General features: G+C 50.6%; 18 protein-coding genes and 2 pseudogenes. 10 read left to right on the top strand and 10 right to left on the bottom strand.

What is annotated here, in order from left to right:
* Positions 1 to 51: 51 nt before the first annotated feature.
* The 4 genes from E3U44_RS11635 to E3U44_RS11620 form a co-directional block, all read right to left on the bottom strand.
* Positions 52 to 1,395 (bottom strand): 2-oxo acid dehydrogenase subunit E2, encoded by a 1,344-nt coding sequence (locus E3U44_RS11635; RefSeq protein ID WP_134358357.1) that lies wholly within the window; start codon positions 1,393 to 1,395, stop codon positions 52 to 54.
* Between the two features lie 14 nt (positions 1,396 to 1,409).
* Positions 1,410 to 4,085 carry a pyruvate dehydrogenase (acetyl-transferring), homodimeric type gene (gene aceE, locus E3U44_RS11630; protein ID WP_134359810.1) on the bottom strand — a complete coding sequence of 892 codons (2,676 nt, stop codon included), beginning with the start codon at positions 4,083 to 4,085 and terminating at the stop codon, positions 1,410 to 1,412.
* Between the two features lie 368 nt (positions 4,086 to 4,453).
* The gene (locus E3U44_RS11625) at positions 4,454 to 5,767 is read right to left on the bottom strand and encodes a nucleotide disphospho-sugar-binding domain-containing protein (RefSeq protein WP_134358356.1); all 1,314 of its coding nucleotides are present in this window, start codon (positions 5,765 to 5,767) and stop codon (positions 4,454 to 4,456) included.
* Between the two features lie 28 nt (positions 5,768 to 5,795).
* A complete protein-coding gene (locus E3U44_RS11620; protein WP_134359808.1) occupies positions 5,796 to 6,419 on the bottom strand; it encodes a DUF938 domain-containing protein in 624 nt (207 codons plus the stop codon).
* A gap of 599 nt (positions 6,420 to 7,018) precedes the next feature.
* Between E3U44_RS11620 and E3U44_RS11615 the strand changes: the two genes are divergently transcribed.
* The 4 genes from E3U44_RS11615 (at position 7,019) to E3U44_RS19345 (ending at position 9,103) form a co-directional block, all read left to right on the top strand.
* Positions 7,019 to 7,381: a roadblock/LC7 domain-containing protein gene (locus tag E3U44_RS11615; protein WP_134358355.1), complete on the top strand. Its 363-nt coding sequence runs from the start codon at positions 7,019 to 7,021 to the stop codon at positions 7,379 to 7,381.
* Between the two features lie 81 nt (positions 7,382 to 7,462).
* Positions 7,463 to 7,939: a PAS domain-containing protein gene (locus E3U44_RS11610; RefSeq protein ID WP_134358354.1), complete on the top strand. Its 477-nt coding sequence runs from the start codon at positions 7,463 to 7,465 to the stop codon at positions 7,937 to 7,939.
* Positions 7,940 to 7,963: 24 nt separating this feature from the next.
* On the top strand, positions 7,964 to 8,710 hold the full coding sequence (locus E3U44_RS11605; protein WP_134358353.1) for a phosphate/phosphite/phosphonate ABC transporter substrate-binding protein: 747 nt from the start codon (positions 7,964 to 7,966) through the stop codon (positions 8,708 to 8,710).
* 249 nt (positions 8,711 to 8,959) lie between these two features.
* A complete protein-coding gene (locus E3U44_RS19345) occupies positions 8,960 to 9,103 on the top strand; it encodes a hypothetical protein (protein ID WP_166805069.1) in 144 nt (47 codons plus the stop codon).
* Positions 9,104 to 9,247: 144 nt separating this feature from the next.
* Here the strand turns inward: E3U44_RS19345 and E3U44_RS11600 are convergent, their stop codons facing one another.
* The 4 genes from E3U44_RS11600 to E3U44_RS11590 all read right to left on the bottom strand — a co-directional run bounded on the left by E3U44_RS11600 (position 9,248) and on the right by E3U44_RS11590 (position 12,954).
* Positions 9,248 to 10,423: an SGNH/GDSL hydrolase family protein gene (locus E3U44_RS11600; RefSeq protein WP_134358352.1), complete on the bottom strand. Its 1,176-nt coding sequence runs from the start codon at positions 10,421 to 10,423 to the stop codon at positions 9,248 to 9,250.
* A gap of 124 nt (positions 10,424 to 10,547) precedes the next feature.
* On the bottom strand, positions 10,548 to 10,700 hold the full coding sequence (locus E3U44_RS20385; RefSeq protein ID WP_276321933.1) for a DUF5989 family protein: 153 nt from the start codon (positions 10,698 to 10,700) through the stop codon (positions 10,548 to 10,550).
* A complete protein-coding gene (locus tag E3U44_RS11595) occupies positions 10,700 to 11,104 on the bottom strand; it encodes an SxtJ family membrane protein (RefSeq protein ID WP_206054773.1) in 405 nt (134 codons plus the stop codon). Before E3U44_RS11595 ends, E3U44_RS20385 begins: the two co-directional genes overlap by 1 nt.
* Positions 11,105 to 11,115: 11 nt before the next feature.
* On the bottom strand, positions 11,116 to 12,954 hold the full coding sequence (locus E3U44_RS11590) for a carbamoyltransferase family protein (RefSeq protein WP_134358350.1): 1,839 nt from the start codon (positions 12,952 to 12,954) through the stop codon (positions 11,116 to 11,118).
* Between the two features lie 411 nt (positions 12,955 to 13,365).
* Between E3U44_RS11590 and E3U44_RS11585 the strand changes: the two genes are divergently transcribed.
* The 3 genes and pseudogenes from E3U44_RS11585 (at position 13,366) to E3U44_RS11575 (ending at position 14,439) form a co-directional block, all read left to right on the top strand.
* The gene (locus E3U44_RS11585) at positions 13,366 to 13,482 is read left to right on the top strand and encodes a DUF4277 domain-containing protein (protein WP_134358349.1); all 117 of its coding nucleotides are present in this window, start codon (positions 13,366 to 13,368) and stop codon (positions 13,480 to 13,482) included.
* 40 nt (positions 13,483 to 13,522) lie between these two features.
* Positions 13,523 to 14,107, top strand: a pseudogene (locus E3U44_RS11580) (transposase); the annotation flags it as partial.
* 128 nt (positions 14,108 to 14,235) lie between these two features.
* Positions 14,236 to 14,439 carry an acetyltransferase gene (locus E3U44_RS11575; protein WP_134358347.1) on the top strand — a complete coding sequence of 68 codons (204 nt, stop codon included), beginning with the start codon at positions 14,236 to 14,238 and terminating at the stop codon, positions 14,437 to 14,439.
* 42 nt (positions 14,440 to 14,481) lie between these two features.
* On the opposite strand, the gene E3U44_RS11570 is transcribed toward E3U44_RS11575, so the two are convergent.
* A complete protein-coding gene (locus tag E3U44_RS11570) occupies positions 14,482 to 14,862 on the bottom strand; it encodes a hypothetical protein (RefSeq protein ID WP_134358346.1) in 381 nt (126 codons plus the stop codon).
* Positions 14,862 to 15,083, bottom strand: coding sequence for a tetratricopeptide repeat protein (locus E3U44_RS11565; protein ID WP_166805068.1), 222 nt, complete (start codon positions 15,081 to 15,083; stop codon positions 14,862 to 14,864). The genes E3U44_RS11570 and E3U44_RS11565 overlap by 1 nt, the downstream gene beginning before the upstream one ends.
* Before the next feature lie 44 nt (positions 15,084 to 15,127).
* Here E3U44_RS11565 and tnpA point away from each other — a divergent pair.
* The 3 genes and pseudogenes from tnpA to kaiC form a co-directional block, all read left to right on the top strand.
* Positions 15,128 to 15,466: pseudogene (gene tnpA / locus E3U44_RS11560) on the top strand (IS200/IS605 family transposase); the annotation flags it as partial.
* 302 nt (positions 15,467 to 15,768) lie between these two features.
* A complete protein-coding gene (locus tag E3U44_RS11555) occupies positions 15,769 to 16,959 on the top strand; it encodes a YncE family protein (RefSeq protein ID WP_134358344.1) in 1,191 nt (396 codons plus the stop codon).
* A gap of 624 nt (positions 16,960 to 17,583) precedes the next feature.
* Positions 17,584 to 19,296 (top strand): circadian clock protein KaiC, encoded by a 1,713-nt coding sequence (gene kaiC / locus E3U44_RS11550; RefSeq protein ID WP_134358343.1) that lies wholly within the window; start codon positions 17,584 to 17,586, stop codon positions 19,294 to 19,296.
* Positions 19,297 to 19,316: the final 20 nt, after the last annotated feature.

The following is a 19,316-nucleotide window of genomic DNA, read 5'->3' as shown; positions in this document are numbered from 1 at the left end:
CTTATTAATTTATGAGATTCCATACTATAAAGCCCTGACACTGGAGCGGCCCTATCCCTCCAATGACAACAAGAGAGGATCTTCCAAGGCCTCTGCAATCCAACGGAGAAAGCGAACCGCATCAGCGCCATCAATGACCCGGTGGTCATAGGACAGGGAAAGGGGAAGAAGCAAACGAGGCTGGAATTCCCCCTCCACATAGAGAGGGGCCATTTTGGCCCGGGAGATACCCAAAATAGCCACCTCCGGCCAATGGATAATGGGGGTGAAATGGGTCCCTCCCAAGCCACCTAAATTGGTGATAGTAAAGGTACCTCCTGCCATCTCTTCTGGGCTGAGTTTTCGACTTCTCGCCTTTTCCCCTAACCCCGTCAGCTCCGCCGCTAACTGGGTGATATTTTTTTGGTCAACCTCCCGAATGACGGGAACCAACAGCCCATAGGCCGTATCTACCGCCACCCCGATATGGTAATACTGTTTATAAACAAGCACTTTGGTACTCAAATCAACCGACGTATTGAATCGGGGGAAGACCTTCAATGCGGCCGCAACAACCTTCAAAGCAATGGCGGTTAGGGTGAGTTTACCTCCTGCTTGCTCCACCCGCTTGGCAAAGCGCTTGCGGTCTTGCTCAAGCTGGGTGATATCGGCTTGGTCGTGCTGAGTCACATGGGGAATAGTCCATGCTTGAAGCATCTGTTCCGCAGTTTTGCGGCGCACCTTACTCATGGGCTCCCGCTCCACCGCGCCCCATTTTTCAAATGGCGGAAGAGGTAGAGAGGGAGCTGCTGGAGAAACGGCCTCGGGGGCCGGAGCAGCCCTCCGCTGTGATACCAAATCGCGGACATAGTGCTTCACATCGTCCACCGAGATCCGTCCACCTGGGCCAGAACCTGGCACTTGATAAATATCAACCCCCAACTCGCGAGCCAGCCGCCGTACCGAAGGTGTTGCTGGAACAGGTGCCAGGGTCTCAGTCTCAGGAGCTGGAGCCATTTCTCTTTTTGCCCCCCCCTGTGTGCTGGCCTCTATGGAGGGAATTTCTGGCGTTGGTTGCTTGCTCTCCTCTGCTGCTGCCTCTTTCTCTAGTATTTTGTGCGTTTCTTCGGCCTTTGGCTCTGTCTTCTCAGCCGGGACCTCCTCTTTTACCTCTTCTCCCTCATCTTCGAGGGTAAGAATGACTTGGCCTATGGTAATTTGATCTCCCTTTTGGACCCGCAACTCTTTGACCTTACCGCTGACCGTGGACGGGATCTCCACCACCGCTTTGTCGGTCTCAAGTTCTAATACCGGCTGATCTTTTTTCAAGACATCTCCCGGTGATACCAACACTTTGGCCACATCACCGGTTTCAATATTCTCACCCAATTCAGGAAGCTTGAATTCATGCGCCACAGGAAATACCCTTCTCAAGAAGTCACGGGATTAGCTTTTTCCGGATCAATGTCTAGATCTTTCATCGCCTGGTGAACCCGCGTCGGCTCTATTTTTCCTTCACGGGCTAGCGCCGCTAGAGTGGCTAAGGTGATAAAGCGGGCATCCACTTCAAAGAAATCACGCAGGGCACGCCGACCGTCACTGCGACCAAAGCCATCCGTTCCCAGGGAAATCACCGGCCGGGGAAACCAACGATAAATTGAATCCGGCAGCATTTTGAGGTAATCGGAAGCCGCCACGAAAACACCGGGGGCCTCTTCTAAGCATTGTCTGACATAAGGTACCCGCGGCTTTTCCATCGGATGTAACATGTTCCAACGCTCTGCGGCGTGCCCCTCTAAGTAGAGTTCCTTATAACTGGTAATACTCCAAACGTCTGCCGCTACCTGATAATCTTCCAACAGCTTCTGGGCCTTTAAGACTTCATTCAAGATGGCGCCACTGCCAAAAAGCTGGGCCCTCAGCTCCGCATCAGGATGGGATGAGGATTTCAATCGATACATTCCCTTCAAGATCCCTTCTCGACTCCCTGCGGGCATCTCCGGCATGGGGTAGAACTCATTAGTGACCGTCAAGTAATAAAAAATATCTTCCTGTTGCTCGTACATACGATAGATTCCATCCTGGATAATCACCGCAATTTCGTGAGCATAAGCCGGGTCATAGGCCTTCAGATTGGGCACCGAGTAGGCCAGCGCATGGCTATGGCCATCCTGGTGCTGAAGCCCCTCACCGGCAAGGGTAGTACGGCCCGAAGTTGCCCCCACGAGGAAACCATGGCAGCGCATATCCCCCGCCGCCCAAATAAGATCTCCAATGCGCTGGAAACCAAACATGGAATAGAAAGTAAAGAAGGGAATGGTGTTGATACCATGGGTGGCATAGGCCGTACCCGCAGCAATAAAAGAAGACATGGAGCCTGCTTCTGTAATTCCCTCTTCTAAGATTTGTCCGTCAGTGGCTTCTTTGTAATAGAGCAAGGTAGAGATATCAACGGGCTCATAGAGTTGACCCACATGGGAATAGATGCCCACCTGACGGAAGAGGGATTCCATCCCAAAAGTACGGGCTTCATCCGGAATAATGGGCACAATCAGTTTACCGATTTCCGGATCACGAAGCAGCTTGGCGAGCATTCTGACATAAGCCATCGTGGTCGCCATGGTCCGCTCACCCGTGCCCTGATAAAACTCGGCAAAAAACTCTTCAGAAGGAGCTTGCAGGGGCTCGCAATGCACTTGCCGCGCCGGCAGATAACCTCCTAGCTCCTGGCGGCGTTCGTGCAGATATTTCATCTCCGGACTGTCTTCCGGCGGTTTATAAAAAGGGGCATGAGCCACCCGGTCATCAGAGATGGGAATACCAAAACGGGTCCGAAAATCACCCAGTTCCTGCTCATTGAGTTTTTTCTGCTGGTGGGTAATATTTTTTCCCTCGCCAGCCTCGCCCAACCCATAGCCTTTAATAGTTCGTGCCAAAATAACGGTAGGTGAGCCCTGGTGCTCTACCGCCGTCTTATAAGCCCCATAGACCTTCTCCGGGTCGTGTCCCCCGGTGCGCAAACGGCGCAACTGCTCATCCGAAAGGTGTTTGACCATTTCTTGGAGGCGAGGATCGGTACCGAAAAAATGCTCTCGAATATAACTTCCCGATTCAACTGCATATTTTTGGTAATCCCCATCCACGGCTTGTTCCATCCGCCGTACCAGCACCCCTTCGTAGTCTTTGGCCAGCAAAGGATCCCAATCACTCCCCCAAATCACTTTAATCACATTCCAGCCCGCACCCCGGAAAATAGCCTCCAATTCCTGGATGATTTTTCCATTGCCCCGTACTGGTCCGTCAAGCCGCTGGAGATTGCAATTGACGACAAAAATAAGGTTGTCCAGCTTTTCACGGGCAGCAAGACTAATAGCCCCCAAGGTTTCTGGCTCGTCTGTTTCCCCATCCCCAATAAAGGCCCAAACTTTTTGCTTGGAAGGCTGTTTAAGTCCCCGATCCTCCAGATAGCGATTAAATCGGGCTTGGTAAATGGCCATGATGGGACTGAGTCCCATGGAGACCGTGGGAAACTCCCAGAAATGGGGCATTAACCAGGGGTGAGGATAGGAGGCTAAGCCCCCTTCCGGTTTTAACTCCCGGCGAAAATTCTCTAGCTGGTGTTCGGATAAGCGGCCCTCGAGGAAAGCCCGGGCATAGGTACCCGTCGAGGCATGGCCTTGAAAATAGATGAGATCACCTTCCTGGTTTTTGCTTTTGGCCCGAAAAAAATGGTTAAGGCCAACTTCATACAGGGTAGCCGCCGAAGCAAAGGTGGAAATATGGCCGCCGATCCCTTCTTCTTCCCGATTGGCCCGCACCACCATGGCCATAGCATTCCAGCGTACCAAACTCCGGATACGCCGCTCGATTTCCTGACTCCCAGGAAAGGGAGACTGTTGATCCGCAGGAATAGTGTTAATATAGGGTGTGTTGGCTGGATAAGGCAGACTCACACCCGCTTTCTGGGCATGGAGTCTCAAGCGATCCAGCAGCCGCACCGTGCGCTGGGGACCTCCCTGCTGTAATACATAATCCAGAGACTCCAACCACTCTCGGGTTTCTTGGGCCTCGATATTTTCGATAGTCTCCGCCTTGTTCTTTGCCATATTGCCTTCCTGCCTTCGGCCCCGTGTATTCCGAATGCCAATATCCTGCCCTTTCCCGCCCTTCGCTAAGCTCAGGACGAGAGTTCTTGGGTGGCCCCAAAAACCTTCCTGCTCCATCACGCCTTCTCTAGAAGCCAGCAGATGCTGGTGTCCCCGTTCCGGTCGTTCCACAGGCTAACCCCGCCAGTCCGGCGGTTTGCGCTTATATCCCCGCCCGAATGAGCAAGACTTTACGCACTATTTGGGTAACAGCTTAAGACTATTCCAAACCTTAGACAAGAATATCTATAAAAGCGAAGCTGTCTCCCTCCCTAAGCATAGTCTGATGATACATTAAATTATAAATATGGCTTAATGATGAAAGTGGCTTAATTCAGGGTTAAGTTCTCCTGAGGCACTAACCCTTCCATCGCCCCCTGGATTAACCTGACGGAATCGACGGGACCGTTCTCATAACGGAGTAATTGCCCTAATTGAGCGGCTCTATCCCCCATGGCAAGAGAGTCCATCGTTGCCTGAATTCGGCGGGCTAATCTTGCTGCCGTGAGTTTCTTTCGAAGAAGAGGTTGGGGGGCTACTCCCAACCGTTTCAGCTCCTTGCCCCAAAAGAACTGGTCGGCCACATGGGGCACCACTATGGATGGGACCCCAGCTGCAAGCGTCGAGTGGGTGGTCCCTGCTCCACCATGATGTACGACTGCCGCGCAGTGAGGAAAAATAAGGTAATGGGGCAATGGTGGCGGGCACAAGAGAATCCGGTCATTCAGGAGAACATTTACTCCAGAATCCGGCCATCCTTGTATAATTGCTCGGCACCCAGCTCGCCGGACCGTATCCACGAAAAGCTCCAGAGTTTGCGGCCATGCTTGATCGCTTTTCGGCGTCAGGCTCCCAAAAGTCATAAAGAGGGGTGGGGCACCTTCAGCAAGAAAGTCCTCTACCACCCTGGGAATAGAGTCTTTATCTCTATCTCTCGCCTGAGAAAAGCCCAAGAATCCGCACACTTGATGCTCAGTAGTCCAATCCGGCTGCCGGGGGAAGATACTTGAACTCACAGCGACCAAGTTCAATCTCGAAGATTGCCACGCTGTGACTAGATCTTTTGCCAGCGGAAGCCCCGCCTGCTGGCGCAGGCCATTGACCTCAGCCAAAAACATCTGATTAAGCAGTTTCTTAACGAGCCACCACCAGGCTGGATTTGCCCAGCGACCCAAATCAGGGACACCCGTTGGAACGATATAACGGGACGGAATGAGATTATGAGCCAGAGTCACACTGAACTCTGGGATACTATAGACCTCAGCTGCAATACGGAGCGGGTAATGCATGAAATGGCCAATGACCAAGTCGCTCCCAGAGCACAACTCCAGAGCCGCATTATAGAGTTCTGGCACCGTCGGCAAAAACAACTGTTCAATAATGAGTTTCCCTTGGCGGGCTGGATGGTTTTCTCTAAGGATGAGCTCTCCAATACGTTCCAGCTCCGTGGGACTAGAGATGACTGGCGTCATCACATGACGAACTTGAATGCCCAGTCGTTCCTCGTAAGAAGAATAATCCCGATCATCCAGATCGGTGACCACCACTGTCACAGTATGCCCTACCTTTGACAGGGCCCCTCCTAGAATAAGGAAAGGGCGAATATCGCCTTCACTGCCCCACGTCTGAATACCAATTCTCATTTAATTAGTCATCAGTAAATTCGGTAAATTAAGCTTTAAATTCCCTTATAATCCGCAAACCCTCACGCTTTCTCCAAATCAGAAACTGGTTATTAGCAGGCATTGAATAGTCATTCAATAAATCTAATCCCTGTTCCTGGGCAAGAAAATTTACGTCTTCAAAATTACGGATACCGCTCTCAGGATCTCGTTCTTTCAGCCACACATCAAAATAAGCATTACTATCACTGGTGTAATTCCCCCCATAGCGAAATGGCCCATAGAGGCACAGCAACCCATCTTGCTTTAGTACCTTCCCAACACCCTTGAAGAATTGCCGAACACTAGGCCAGGGCATTATATGCAAAGTATTTGCGCTAAATATGCTAGAGGTCAAATCGATCGGCCATGGGTGTTGGCGGACATCCAGTTCTATGGGTATTAATACATTGTTTGGCGAATTTGTGCGCAAATTATGCCGCAATACGCTTATAACCGATGGCAGTTCGGTAGGTTGCCATTCCAAGTGAGGGAGGTGCTCCCCAAAGTATACCGCGTGTTGACCCGATCCGCTCCCGATTTCCAACACTTCACTGCAATCCTTAAGCGCAGTTTTTAATCTCTTCAAAATCGGTCTCTTATTATTTTCACACGCCTGTGAGAAGTTCTTCATCAATTGAGAAAATACCTTATAAATAAAGGGGCGAGTGACACTACCAAGGAGGTTTTGGCACAGCAGGACCCTCAGGACCCTTATGAGGCTGTACCGCACCGAACCATCATTCTGACGAGGCCACTCCCCTTAGTATAGGAAATCTAGCATGGATTTACTCCCGCTTCAGTAAACTGAAGCAGGAGTAAAATAAGGACTCCTTCCTGCAATATTCTGGGCTGACCTCCACTCAATCCGGGCTCTCCAACTCAAAGAGCTTCCTCCCTACCTTTCCATGCTCATCATAATCCTTCTTCGCCTTCAGGATCTTCTCGATCCAATTTCGAAGCCAAAAATTTCTCAATAGTCAAGTATCTCTGCAAAAATTTCGAGAAAAGTGGGGTTGGTTTCGCACAAATCAACTGCGCCTCCGAACCGATAAGCGCACGCTGTGCGCACGAAGAGACTGAGTATTCTGTGAGCTTTATCTAGGTATTCAATACCTCTTTTAGCTCATACTTGAAAAGTAGAACTAAGTAAAAAAGAAACTTGGCATATGAAGCCCTGTTAACAGATTTTCAAAGACTTTTTTCTAAATTGATTAGCAATAGGAATATCAAATGCGCGCAGATATGCTGACTGCTGTCCTGCATGACCTCAATGGTACTTCAGCCGATATTGAGGCATCCGGAGTAATTTCAACAGACGGTCTAATGATGGCCGCAGTCTTGCCCGCTACTCTCGATGAGGACAGAGTAGGCGCCATGAGTGCTGCTATGTTGTCATTAGGCGATAGAAGCGCCAAAGAACTGGAGCGTGGAACCTTGGAACAAGTTTTGATCAAAGGGGATCACGGCTATGTATTAATGACCTATGCAGGCGATGAAGCTGTGCTTACAGTAATGGCAAAACCCAATGCCAAACTCGGATTAATCTTTCTTGATGTCAAAAGAGCGGCCGAGAGCATCGCTTCGATGTTATAAAAGTAGCATAAGAAATCATATTTCTGAAAATTTATTGCCGGTTCTGGTGGACATTTTCAATTCATCCGGGGGGAAAACTAAATGATTAAGGATATGGCGCCCGAGGATATGGTGGGAGATTACAAGGAAACGAAGCTAGAACTCTATGGCATCGGGCCACGTCGGGTTCTCTATACGGAAATAGAAGCACCTTATCCAGACGGTCGTCTCATTGTCTCAAGAACTGATTCAGAAGGGCTCATCACCCATTGCAACAAGTCTTTCGTTGATATGTCCGGCTATACCAAAGAAGAATTAATCGGTGTCCCTCATTCCATTTTAAAACACCCTGATATTCCACCGGTAATATATAAAGATCTCTGGGAGACTCTGAAAAAAGGAGATAAATGGCAGGGATTTATCAAAAACCTTCGCAAAGATGGAGGTTATTACTGGGTAAAAGCAACCGTACTCCCCAATGTGCGCAACGGTGAAGTCATTGGTTACACTTCAGTGCGCCGTAAACCTTCCCGTAAAAAAATAGAAGAATGCATCGCCCAATACCCAAGTATGTTTTAACCTAAAATCCGCGGAGATAAATCAATGCCATACAATTTTACAGTCAGCCCAGATTTTACTCCAGATCATTTATCTGGCTGGTATATTTTCAATACTTGGCTACAGAAAGCTCTTGGTGAGGCCGTTCATCTAGAAATGTATAATGATTTTAAAACTCAGCGTGACGCCATCGAAGCAGGAAAAGTAGATTTGATTTACGCTAATCCCTATGATGCCTCTATGCTGGTAAGAGAAAAAAGGTTCACTGCTTTAGTTAAGCCCAAGGGTGATTCCGACGAAGCCACTATCGCCGTTAACGCGAATAATTCTGCAAAAGCCGTAGAAGATTTGCAAGCCGGAGTAAAAGTGGCGATTACCAATGATCCCGATGTCCACATGATGGGATTAATTATGCTTGAGCCTGCTGATTTGAATTCCTCCAATATTCAGTTGAATATACGAGATAATTACATCATGGTTGCAAAAGACTTATTACGCGGTGAAAGTGATGTGGGCATTTTCCTTGCTGAAGCTTTTGATAATTTGTCTTCTGTCGTCAAAAACCAGCTTCGGGTTTTAGTCAACAGCCAAATTCATGTCATTCATCACTCACTAATGCTTGGCCCCGCCTTAGCGGCGAAGCAAGAAATCCTATTACAGGCGCTAATGGACATGATAGAAGATGAAAAAGGTCAAGGCGTTTTGAAAAGCCTCGGCTTTAGCGGCTGGGACCCTGTCGATCAAGAGAACACAGAATTTATGATTGATCTCATGGATACCTTAATGGTTTAACCCCACCTCTCTTCTCACCATGGTAAAGTTAGCATTTAACATACCGGACATGATCAGATGAAATTATATTCAGGGCATGATAGCCAAAGTACTGGTACCTCAATGAGTTACGGACACACTGGGCAGCGGCAGTGCAGGAGGGGTCTGATAGTACCCGGCTCACCAATAAACGTAGCCCCCTGGGGGTTGCCCGCGGGAGTGTGATACTCTCCCCGGCTCCCGCCCAGGCACTCCGGATGGCGATACCCGATGCTCATTGGTCATCAGAATGGCCACCATCGGGACATCAGTGCTCAGCGCGTCAAGGACCGTATTCAGGCCAGCGTGGGTGACTGCGATAACGGCTCGGCGGAGAAATTCCAGTTGTGGAGCGTGGGCACCGCGGCCGGCTAACCAGGGAGATCACCGAGAGCCTATAGAGCAATCCCACGGCCAGTCAAGGGGGGCGAGGATTGCTTTATTGCCTACGTGGACGTGAAGGGCCTGTGCCCATTAGCTCGCGCGCCATCTGCACTCTCTCTGGGCCTGCGCCGGGATTCACCGCATGGCGGTTAAATGGTCTCCGACCTGTTTGAAAAGGAAAACGCCGAGATCATAATATCCCTCGTCATTCAAGTGACAGGCGTCGATAAACACCGGCGCCTGTACCCCGTCAAAGGCACCCGCAAGATCGATGACCGGAATTCCTGCAGCGATCAGATTTTCAGTTAACAGTTGGTGCAAGTCCGCCCGATATTTTCCGTAAGTTGTTTCGATATCGCGCCAGCCTTCCGTGACCCGCCGCCTCACGCCGAGTTCCTCGCCGGTCATGGCTTTTTCTGTCGTGTATATATCGGGTTGCAACGCAATGATGAGTTGTGATCCATGCCGCTGGGTATAGTCCGCCATGGCGAGATATCGATCAAGGATATCAGACGCAACCTTGCTGGAGGTTTCGGCATTATAGCGGGTAACGCCATCATGCGGCTTTGCCAGGGTCATCTTCTCCCTGAAATGGATAACGATCCGCCAGATACCAAGTGATCCCGCAACCTTGCGCAGCGCCCGGATTGTCGTCATTGGTTTGAGGGATTCATCGACGGCATTGGCTAACATTCGGCTTTCCGGGCGCGTATGCAACTCGCCATCGTTGCCATGGGTCAGTGTGAACAAGTCATTATAGCCGGTGAGCACAATGACATAATCGGGGTCAAAGCGATTATAGAATTCCATAAGCGCTATCAGCTCATTTCGCGATTGCCAGCCGGGATAGGCCCCGTTCATCACGCGATAGTTGTAGGCCTGTGTGCCCTGGTTCAGGAGCGATTCCATGACCCCGGTAACGGTATACTCATTAGCAGATGCGCCGAGACCCCAGGCTGTGGAGCCGCCGAGTATCAGCACGCGCCGTTCATCTGTTTGGCGCGGCTCGATGGGGTCGTCTCGAAAGCCCAGGGAGTTTGTACTTATGGTCGGCAAATCAGTGTTTGGTGCTCCTATCCATCCCAAAAACGGGATATAGCGCTGTGGTTGACGATGCACATCAAAAAGAATGGATTTCCCGTCACCGGACCGAGAAAGATAGCTCAGCCGAATGCGTGGATCGCGCTCCGCCTTGATCATTGCCCTAGCGTCAATGTCAAACGGATAGATGACCCTGCCAGTTATCTCCAGAATCACCAGCAGGAGCAACACAGGAAAAAGGCTGAATGTGATAGTCCTGGCCCTACTCATGATTGATTCTCCGCCAGCCTCATGGAAAAGTTTCCAACTGGCATGCAGCGTCCTCCCTTTGCAGCACCATGATTACTTCACATCAGCATGAGGCCATCTTCATCCGCGCCTGCATAGCTGGCTTTTAAAACAGAGTGTAGATGAATGGTGCGACGGCAGAGCCCTGGCCCAGGACGATTAGTGCGCCCAGGAGTAGCATCACGACTATGATCGGTGCCATCCAGAGCTTTTTACGCTCACGCATGAAACACCAAAGATCTTTTATCAGCTCAATCATCAGAAAGGTCGCTCTATATTTTCCTTGGGGGGTTTAGCGCTTGGAATCCTGTAGGTCCGCACGACAGTGTTTATACGTCCTATCATAGGATCCCGGCCAAACATCCGCATTACAAAACCGATGGGAAAGATCACCAGATAAAATACTATGCCCAGCACGAGCGGTGTCGTAATTTTGCTGAGTAACTGCCCAAACTTCATCCAGCCACGGTAGACGGGTCTTAAGGTCGCGGGCGCAACCAACCCCCAAGCCGCCAACACGCTAGCAAGCACCCAAGGCCAGACCGGGATCTTGAATCCAAACACCCAGGGGAAAAAGAGGCCGACCAGGACAATGATAATGGCACCCGTCAGTAGCGCAAAATTGCGCAGCCCCCGTGCGTCCAATTCTGGTATTTCATACATGATTCAGCGCCTCAATCCAGTTCGAATTCATCCTTCCAGGAGTCATCCTTTTCCCAGGCCGGCTGATTCCGCTTGGCCATCAGAAATCCCTCGATGACCAGATAATCCATTTCGGTGCGCATAAAGCACCGATAGGCGTCCTCGGGAGTGCACACGATCGGTTCACCGCGGACATTAAATGAGGTGTTTACCATCACCGGGCAACCGGTTCGTTTTTTAAAATGATTGATCAGGTCGTAATAACGTGGATTGGTTTCCTTGTGAACAGTCTGAATACGAGCCGAATAGTCAACGTGTGTTATAGCAGGGATGGCGGAACGCGGCACATTCAATTTCTCAATGCCGAAGAGCTTCTCCTGCTCTGCGGTCATCGGTGTACGATGCCGCTCCTTAACGGGCGCCACCAGCAACATATAAGGGCTAGAACAGTCAATGTCGAAATAATCAGACACATGATCCGCCAGTATGGAGGGCGCAAAGGGCCTAAACGATTCACGGTATTTAATCTTCAGATTCATGACCGACTGCATTGCCTTACTGCGGGGATCACCAATGATTGACCGTCCGCCCAAGGCGCGCGGCCCATATTCCATACGCCCCTGGAACCACCCGACGACGTTTTCCCCGGCCAGAATATCGGCGAGTCGGGGCATCAGTTCAGCATCGGCCAGTTTTTCATAGTTTGCATTCACGGAATCCAGGTAATGTTTTATTTCATCATCCGAGAACCTGGGGCCGAGGTAAGCGCCGGCCATGCTATCTGTCTGCCCAACCGTGCGCGAATTGCCAAGATATTCGTACCAGATGGATAGCGCCGCACCGAGGGCCCCGCCGGAATCTCCTGCTGCAGGTTGAATCCAAAGATCCTTGAATGGCCCTTCGCGCAGCAATCGCCCGTTAGCAACGCAATTCAATGCAACGCCACCGGCAAGGCACAAGTAATCCGCGCCGGTCTCCTGGTGAATGTTATTCGCCACACGCAGAACCACTTCCTCTGTGACAGCCTGGATCGAGGAGGCGATGTCCATCTCGCGCTGTGTGACCGGCGATTCCGGCTTGCGTGGCGGACCGCCAAACAGATCGTCGAATTTACGATTGGTCATCGTCAACCCGGTGGCATAATTGAAATACTGCATATCCATGCGAAAACTCCCGTCTTCCTTCAGCGAGAGGAGTTTGTCCAGAATCAGCTCAGCGTATTTCGGTGTGCCATACGGGGCGAGCCCCATAAGCTTATATTCACCGGAATTGACCTTGAAGCCGGTGTAATAAGTAAACGCCGAGTACAGGAGTCCAAGAGAGTGTGGGAAGTCGATCTCCCATTGGGGCTCGAGCGAGTTACCTGCGCCCAACCATACACTCGTCGTCGCCCATTCGCCGACACCGTCCATGCACAGGATGGCGGCCTTTTCAAACGGACTCGGAAAAAACGCGGACGCCGCGTGAGATTGATGATGCTCGGTGAACAGCAGCGGTGGAAGATCTTTTGTCTTGCAATGGCCAAGTGCAGCAAATTCCTCCTTCAGCAGTTTTTTCAGGAACAACTTTTCCTTGAGCCATACTGGCATGGCCGCGGCAAATGATTGGAATCCATCGGGCGCGTAGGCCAGATATGTTTCCAGCAGACGGTCGAATTTGAGCAGTGGCTTCTCATAAAAAACAAGATAGTCAACATCCTTCAATTCGGTGCTGCTGCCAGCCAGGCAGTAGTCCAATGCGTTTACCGGGAAGCGCGCATCATGCTTTTTACGGCTAAAGCGTTCTTCCTGTGCCGCGGCGACGATGTGCCCATCGCGCACTAGGGCGGCGGCACTATCGTGGTAATAAGCCGAGATACCAAGGATATTCATCAAGACACTGATGCAGTTACATGAGCTGTTTATTTTACTTTAATTAGATAGTGCGGTGTATAAGAAAAATAAACGCCTATTTTTAATTTTAAGTGTTAAGATGAAAGATACATGAAGTCAGATATTTTATCAAACTCGCTGTTGAACGATCAAAAAAGCGTCTACTTTTCTTAATAACTGGTTAATAACTGTACTTTGTTGTTAATGGGCATAAATATTGATATTTTCCCCCGCTTGGAGTCGATCAAGCCGCCGCCGCTGCAAATACGCTTGATTTTCTGGAGCAAGTGATTGAGCAGATGCCATTCCCTATCCACCAAACACCGCTGTGGGAGGATGTGGGGGAAATGTACGACCCGACTTTCCGACCCCCCCTTTGAGAAAGTGAGGTTTAAGTGCCATGCTAAGCGGATGGACACGAACTATGAAACGAAGACGATAGAGCATGTGGGCTTGGTGGCCGGGATGTTTGATGAATTAGGGGTTGGCGAGTTGCTCGATATAGTCGTGACAATCAACCGGATCTGAACCAGGTGGCCCTAGAGCTCATTAACTATAATGAACAAAGGAGGCCAGTGTCACGGAGACTGTGCACTATGCTCAGCCTGGACGGCCCCGCAAAGATAGCTCCGATCAAAGCACCCGTTACCGCCTTCAAGGGTATCTCGCGGCGCCCATCACCCACTATCAACAGCGCCTCACCCGGGCCTCTTTATTCCTCCTCGCCACCCATGAACTCGATGGCCAAGCGCTCAGTGACCCCGACATACTCACCACCTACAAGGGGCAAGCGATCTCAGAACAGGACTTTAAATTTCTTAAAGTCCCCATGTTCCTGGCGGCCACCCTCTTTCTCAAAAAGGTCGAGCGTCTCATGGCGCTGCTGATGGTCATGACCGTCTGCCTCCTGGTTTATGCAGCGCTGGAGCAGCGTATCTGCACCACCCTCGCCGCCCATCAGGCCAGTGTGCCCGATCAAAAGGGCAACCCCCCCCACAAACCCACCGCCCGAGGGGTCTTTGAACTCTTTTTGGATGTGCATCTGCTCTTGATCACCCAAGAGACCACCCAAGTTTTGACCGTCCATCTCAAAGAAGAACTTAGAACACTGCTGGTCTTGCTGGGTTCACCCTATCTGGAGGCTTACCCGTGAAAATCGGGAATATCTTTATAGGGGGGTCGGAAAGTCGGTTCGACCCCAACAAGGAACGTATTATCTTGCAAAATTACGCAATGGATACCGCTCTGAAAGCGTTGAAACCATCTCTATGAATCACACATATGAACAATACTAAAATCGCAGAAACCGTCCGGCTGGCCTGTTTAGAGGCTGCGCTTAATGCTTACGAGGACGCTGGAATAAGCGGACTTTGCGCCGAAGGCCGGTGGGAATATGCAGTAGCGGCCATTCGAGAATTGGACTTAGAGACCATTTTACGTGAGGTTAATTCAGATCACCGAGATAAGCCCAATTTCCCAAAATAAAAAAAGAAAAGCAATAACTACCCCAAAGGGTCATCCAACTATTCAAGGCTTGATAATCTCAAGCGCTTCCTGAAGTGCAGGCAATGCTGCCTTAAAATTCGCTCGCCTAGCTTCTGCATAAAGCTGCTGCAATGTTTCCTCCATTGTACTTTCCCGAATACCAGCCCCTAAAGCAGCGAGTACACGGGCCCACTCAATAAAGAAATCACTCCAAGGCAGTGGTTCTAGCCGGGTGTATTCCTCCAGCAATGCAGCATAGCGCTCTGCCGCGCACCAATCCTTATCTGCCAAGGCAGCTTCAATGGCATTTTGATAAAATTGAGTGACTCCACGCATGGCAAGATTGGCAACCTCCACTCGACCCAAACCATGCTCGCGGCACAACGCCACGCAACGGTCAAAATAGCCATAGGCGGCGATCATCAAACCGCACTCTGGTAATAGGCATCCCCTAGCCCACTTAAAGCACAGACTTCCAGCAGAGGAGAGTTGGTTTCTGTAGCGAATTTAAGCGCTTGCCGGTGAGCACTCAAACAATCCTCGATGCGGCCTAAAGGAAATAGAATATTGCCCCGATGATGGTAAATTTGCGCCAATTGCTCGATTTGAGGCTGAGGCCCCATTAACTGCTCAGCCCTGCCCAAAGCCTCCAAGGCTTCGGTGTAGCAACCTTGAATACGTAAACCAGCGGCACCGTAGAAAGATATTTGACGGTGTCATGATCGGCCAGCTTCGTGAAGCGTTCGATTCGGCCTGCGAGAAGCTCGATTGCCGCATCCTAGAGTTCGATGGCGAGGAAGATCATGTCCACCTGCTGGTGGAATACCCTCCGAAGCTGTCAATCAGCGTATTGGTCAACAATTTGAAGTCCACCTCTTCGCGTCGCATACGATTCTTGAACACCCACATCCCACGTTTAAGCAAAAGCGTCGCGCTGTGGTCACGATCGTATTTCGCCTGCAGCGCCGGCGCAGCCACCACTAAAACCCTTAAGGCATACGTCAATAGACAGAAAACACCGGACTAAAACTGCTTCGCAGTTCCCGCTTGTCTCTCCGCCCGAGTGGGCGGAGATTTACGCGGATTTTTGCTAATGTCAACAGGCGGATAGATAATCGGATGGCAGGTTCAATCGCCCCCAAAGCTAAGTAATGCTTCAACAGCTTGGCCATGGTCTCCAATATGCTCCCATTATGATGACGCCTTTTCAATAAACTCGCTGTTTAAAGAGAACGGACTGCAGCCAGCAATCCGAGCTTTTACCCCAATACTGAGAAAGCTACTATAAAAGCAATCAGCATTGAGAAATAAACCCCAAAGAGGTTCGCCATGAAAGAAAGATCTCACTTTCCCGCTTGCTATGCTTTTGCGCTGACTCTTAGCGCCATGGTCCTAGTGTTTTTTACCCCCCGGGTTCAGGGGGAAATTCTCGCTATGCTTAATTATGAAACGAAACCGGAACAAATCGTTCGCAAGGAAGGGCTGGCAATCATTGATGTTGACCCCAACTCACCCACATTTGGCAAAATGTTGATGGATATTCCCCTGCCCCCTAACTTGATAGCCCATCATATCTATTACAATAAGGATCACAGCAAAGCCTACGTAACTGCCCTTGGGAAAAGCATTTTACATGTTATGGATATGACCCAGTTTCCCTACCGGATGAAAGGGGTTGCCATTCCTGAATGTAAGGTTCTAGAAGACATGACCTTCTCAAAGGATAACCAAACATGGTATCTCACCTGCATGGGCTCCGATAATGTGATTGTAGGCGATGCCACCACGGATAAGCCTATCAAGAGCATCGAGGCCCCACCCCCAGGTCCCCCCTTTGTGCGTTATCCCCATGGAATTGCCCTTCATGAAGGCATCGATCGCCTATTGGTCACCAGTACGATCCGGCACTCGGATCTAGGCGATCCGGGAGAAACGATTACGGTAATTGAACCCAGCACGGGGAAAGTCCTTTCCACCCACAAAGTTTCCCTGAAACCCTCTCCTTCAGGGGCAGCCCCCGTAGAGGTTTACTTCCTACCCGACTCTAGTCCACCGCTGGCCTATATCACCAATATGTACGAAGGAACCCTCTGGTCAGCCGTTTGGAATCCGAGCCAAAAAGCTTTTGACTTCCAGCAAGTTGCAGATTTCACTCCTCACGATCAAGGCGTTCCTCTAGCCATGCAGTTCAATCGCAAAGGCGACCGGCTTTTCGTGACCACAGCTAAACCCGGTCATTTAAACATTTTTGACATTAGCCATCCCCAAACGCCTAAACTGCTGCAGGCCATTCCCGCGGCTCCCGGTGCTCACCACTTGGAATTGTCACCCGATGAACGTTACGCCTTCGTCCAGAATAGCCTCCTCAACTTGCCAGAAATGAGTGATGGTTCCATCAGCGTGATTGATCTCACAAAAGGCGAAGCCATTGCTCAAATTGATACCCTCAAAAATCAAGGATTCAATCCCAATTGCCTCGTACTTCTCCCTGAATGGAGTGCGGGTAGCCATTCACATTAATTGCAAAATTGCTTAGTTAATGCGGCGGAGCTAGGGCTTGGAGCCCACGGCCCGCCGCGCCTTTGTTTTTCTGCTCCAAAACCTAGCCCGGTTTAAATCCAAATTAATAAACAGAGAAATCAGGAATAGGTAATTCACTGCCTTCTCTAGCAACATACCAACGATGGTGAGTATTGAGCTTAGTGGGATTACTTATCGCAGCTGATAATTTCACTATTCAACAGGCGGATGGAGTGCCGCAGCTTCCGCTCTCCAGAGGCCAGCCGCTCTTGCTCCCTTGGGGGTAAAAAACTTATTGCAGAAATTATTGACATCGCAGAATAAAGCCTCTATCTTTAACTGATTTACCCATACCCAGAACTCAGATTAAATTTTACGACAAATGCGCGCGCTGCAAGAGTTCCTTGCTGCTGAGATTTTAACTGGCGCAATTGCTTAATTTGCAGCCAATGCATGTGCGACATGTGATGGTAGTTAAGTAAAGAGTGGTAGTAGTCTACCATTAGGGCATAGATCCTACTTTAAAACGCGCGGCAAGCCTACACCCTATCCGAGCCCCGGGCACTAAGTCATTTTTGGCCCATTTCATTCAATAATTTTTTCTATAATTCAAGGGGATGCCCTATGCATGTAGTTGAAAACACCCCTGCACCTGTCAAACAGCAGCTACCGAAGGCATCAACCGGAATTCAAGGGTTCGACGAGATTACTCAAGGGGGGCTGCCCCGCGGGCGTACGGCGCTCATCTGTGGTGGCCCGGGGTGCGGCAAGACATTATTTGGAATGGAGTTTCTTGTCCGCGGAATCCTGCAGTATGACGAACCGGGCGTCTTCGTCTCATTTGAGGAAAATGCCGACGATCTGGCGCAAAATGTTGCCTCGCTGGGATATGATCTCAACGAACTTTGCCATCAACAAAAACTAGTTCTCGATCATGTGCACATTGAGCGCAATGAAATTGAGGAAACCGGGGAATACGACCTCGAGGGCTTGTTCATCCGGCTGAATTACGCCATCGACCAGGTAGGGGCGAAACGGGTAGTGCTCGATACACTAGAGGCATTATTTGCAGGGCTTCCGAATGAAGCGATCCTACGCGCCGAGCTGCGACGCTTGTTCAGTTGGCTGAAGAAAAAAGGAGTTACCGCTGTGATCACAGCGGAACGAGGCACCGGTGTGCTGACCCGGCATGGCCTTGAAGAGTACGTCTCCGATTGCGTTATCCTGCTCGATCACCGAGTTGACGAGCAGATTTCCACGCGGCGGCTGCGGATCGTGAAGTATCGGGGTTCGGCGCATGGAGCCAATGAGTATCCATTTCTGATCGATGAGGGCGGATTTTCCGTCTTTCCAGTAACCTCTCTCGAGCTCAACCATCGGGCTGCTACGGAGCGAATCTCCACGGGCGTTCCCCGGCTAGATACCATGCTCGATGGAGAGGGGTTTCACCGAGGCAGCAGCATTCTCGTCTCCGGGACTGCAGGTACCGGAAAAAGCAGCATTGCTGCACAGTTTTCAAGTGCTGCCTGCGCACGTGGAGAGCGTGTCCTCTATTTCGCTTTCGAGGAGTCTCCAAGCCAGATTATGCGGAACATGCGCTCGATCGGCCTCGATCTGGAGTCCTGGGTAAGGGCAGGGCTGCTTCGTTTCCATGCCGTGCGGCCGACGCTCCATGGCTTAGAGATGCACCTTGCTATCACACTCAAACTGGTGCAGGAGTTTCAACCCCAGGCTATCATCATCGATCCAATTTCCAATCTCATTGCTGCGGGGACCCAAAACCAAGCTCGGATTATGCTCACGCGCATGATCGACTATTTCAAGAACAGGGGGATCACAGCGCTTTTCACGAGTCTCACAGAAAAGGCGGATTTTCTAGAGCACACCGATATCGGTGTTTCTTCCCTGATGGATACATGGCTTGGACTACGCACCATCGAGAGCGGTGGGGAGCGCAACCGTGGGCTCTATATCCTCAAATCTCGCGGTACCGCGCACTCGAACCAGATCCGCGAGTTCCGCCTGACCGATCACGGTATCGACCTTGTCGATGTATATTTGGGCCCTGAGGGAGTTCTCACCGGGACAGCCCGTTATCAGCAAGAGGCAAAGGAGCGCGAGGCCGCACGGATCCGCACTGAAGAGATTAAAACCAAGCAGCGCAACGTGGAACGCAGGCGACTCGCCCTTGAGGCACAGATCGCACAAATGCGTGCTGAGATCGAGGCGGAAGAGGATGCACTCGCTCAGGCCGTAGCTCAGGAGAAGCGGGCGGTGGCGTCTCGGGAAAAGAATCGCGCGGCCATGGCGCGGATGCGGCATGCAGAGGAACCCTAGCGCTCGAATTGGCGTCCTAT

This window comes from Nitrosococcus wardiae (assembly GCF_004421105.1).
Taxonomy (GTDB): Bacteria; Pseudomonadota; Gammaproteobacteria; order Nitrosococcales; family Nitrosococcaceae; genus Nitrosococcus; species Nitrosococcus wardiae.
This window is presented reverse-complemented; position numbering and strand designations above follow the sequence as displayed.

Coding starts and splice junctions, on each gene's coding strand:
- E3U44_RS11615 (WP_134358355.1), top strand. CDS start 7,019: ATGCGCGCAGATATGCTGACTGCTGTCCTGCATGACCTCAATGGTACT.
- E3U44_RS11610 (WP_134358354.1), top strand. CDS start 7,463: ATGATTAAGGATATGGCGCCCGAGGATATGGTGGGAGATTACAAGGAA.
- E3U44_RS11620 (WP_134359808.1), bottom strand. CDS start 6,419: ATGAAGAACTTCTCACAGGCGTGTGAAAATAATAAGAGACCGATTTTG.
- kaiC (WP_134358343.1), top strand. CDS start 17,584: ATGCATGTAGTTGAAAACACCCCTGCACCTGTCAAACAGCAGCTACCG.
- E3U44_RS11575 (WP_134358347.1), top strand. CDS start 14,236: ATGAACAATACTAAAATCGCAGAAACCGTCCGGCTGGCCTGTTTAGAG.
- E3U44_RS11570 (WP_134358346.1), bottom strand. CDS start 14,862: ATGATCGCCGCCTATGGCTATTTTGACCGTTGCGTGGCGTTGTGCCGC.
- E3U44_RS11625 (WP_134358356.1), bottom strand. CDS start 5,767: ATGAGAATTGGTATTCAGACGTGGGGCAGTGAAGGCGATATTCGCCCT.
- aceE (WP_134359810.1), bottom strand. CDS start 4,085: ATGGCAAAGAACAAGGCGGAGACTATCGAAAATATCGAGGCCCAAGAA.
- E3U44_RS11585 (WP_134358349.1), top strand. CDS start 13,366: ATGGACACGAACTATGAAACGAAGACGATAGAGCATGTGGGCTTGGTG.
- E3U44_RS19345 (WP_166805069.1), top strand. CDS start 8,960: ATGCTCATTGGTCATCAGAATGGCCACCATCGGGACATCAGTGCTCAG.
- E3U44_RS11595 (WP_206054773.1), bottom strand. CDS start 11,104: ATGTATGAAATACCAGAATTGGACGCACGGGGGCTGCGCAATTTTGCG.
- E3U44_RS11605 (WP_134358353.1), top strand. CDS start 7,964: ATGCCATACAATTTTACAGTCAGCCCAGATTTTACTCCAGATCATTTA.
- E3U44_RS11590 (WP_134358350.1), bottom strand. CDS start 12,954: ATGAATATCCTTGGTATCTCGGCTTATTACCACGATAGTGCCGCCGCC.
- E3U44_RS20385 (WP_276321933.1), bottom strand. CDS start 10,700: ATGATTGAGCTGATAAAAGATCTTTGGTGTTTCATGCGTGAGCGTAAA.
- E3U44_RS11555 (WP_134358344.1), top strand. CDS start 15,769: ATGAAAGAAAGATCTCACTTTCCCGCTTGCTATGCTTTTGCGCTGACT.
- E3U44_RS11600 (WP_134358352.1), bottom strand. CDS start 10,423: ATGAGTAGGGCCAGGACTATCACATTCAGCCTTTTTCCTGTGTTGCTC.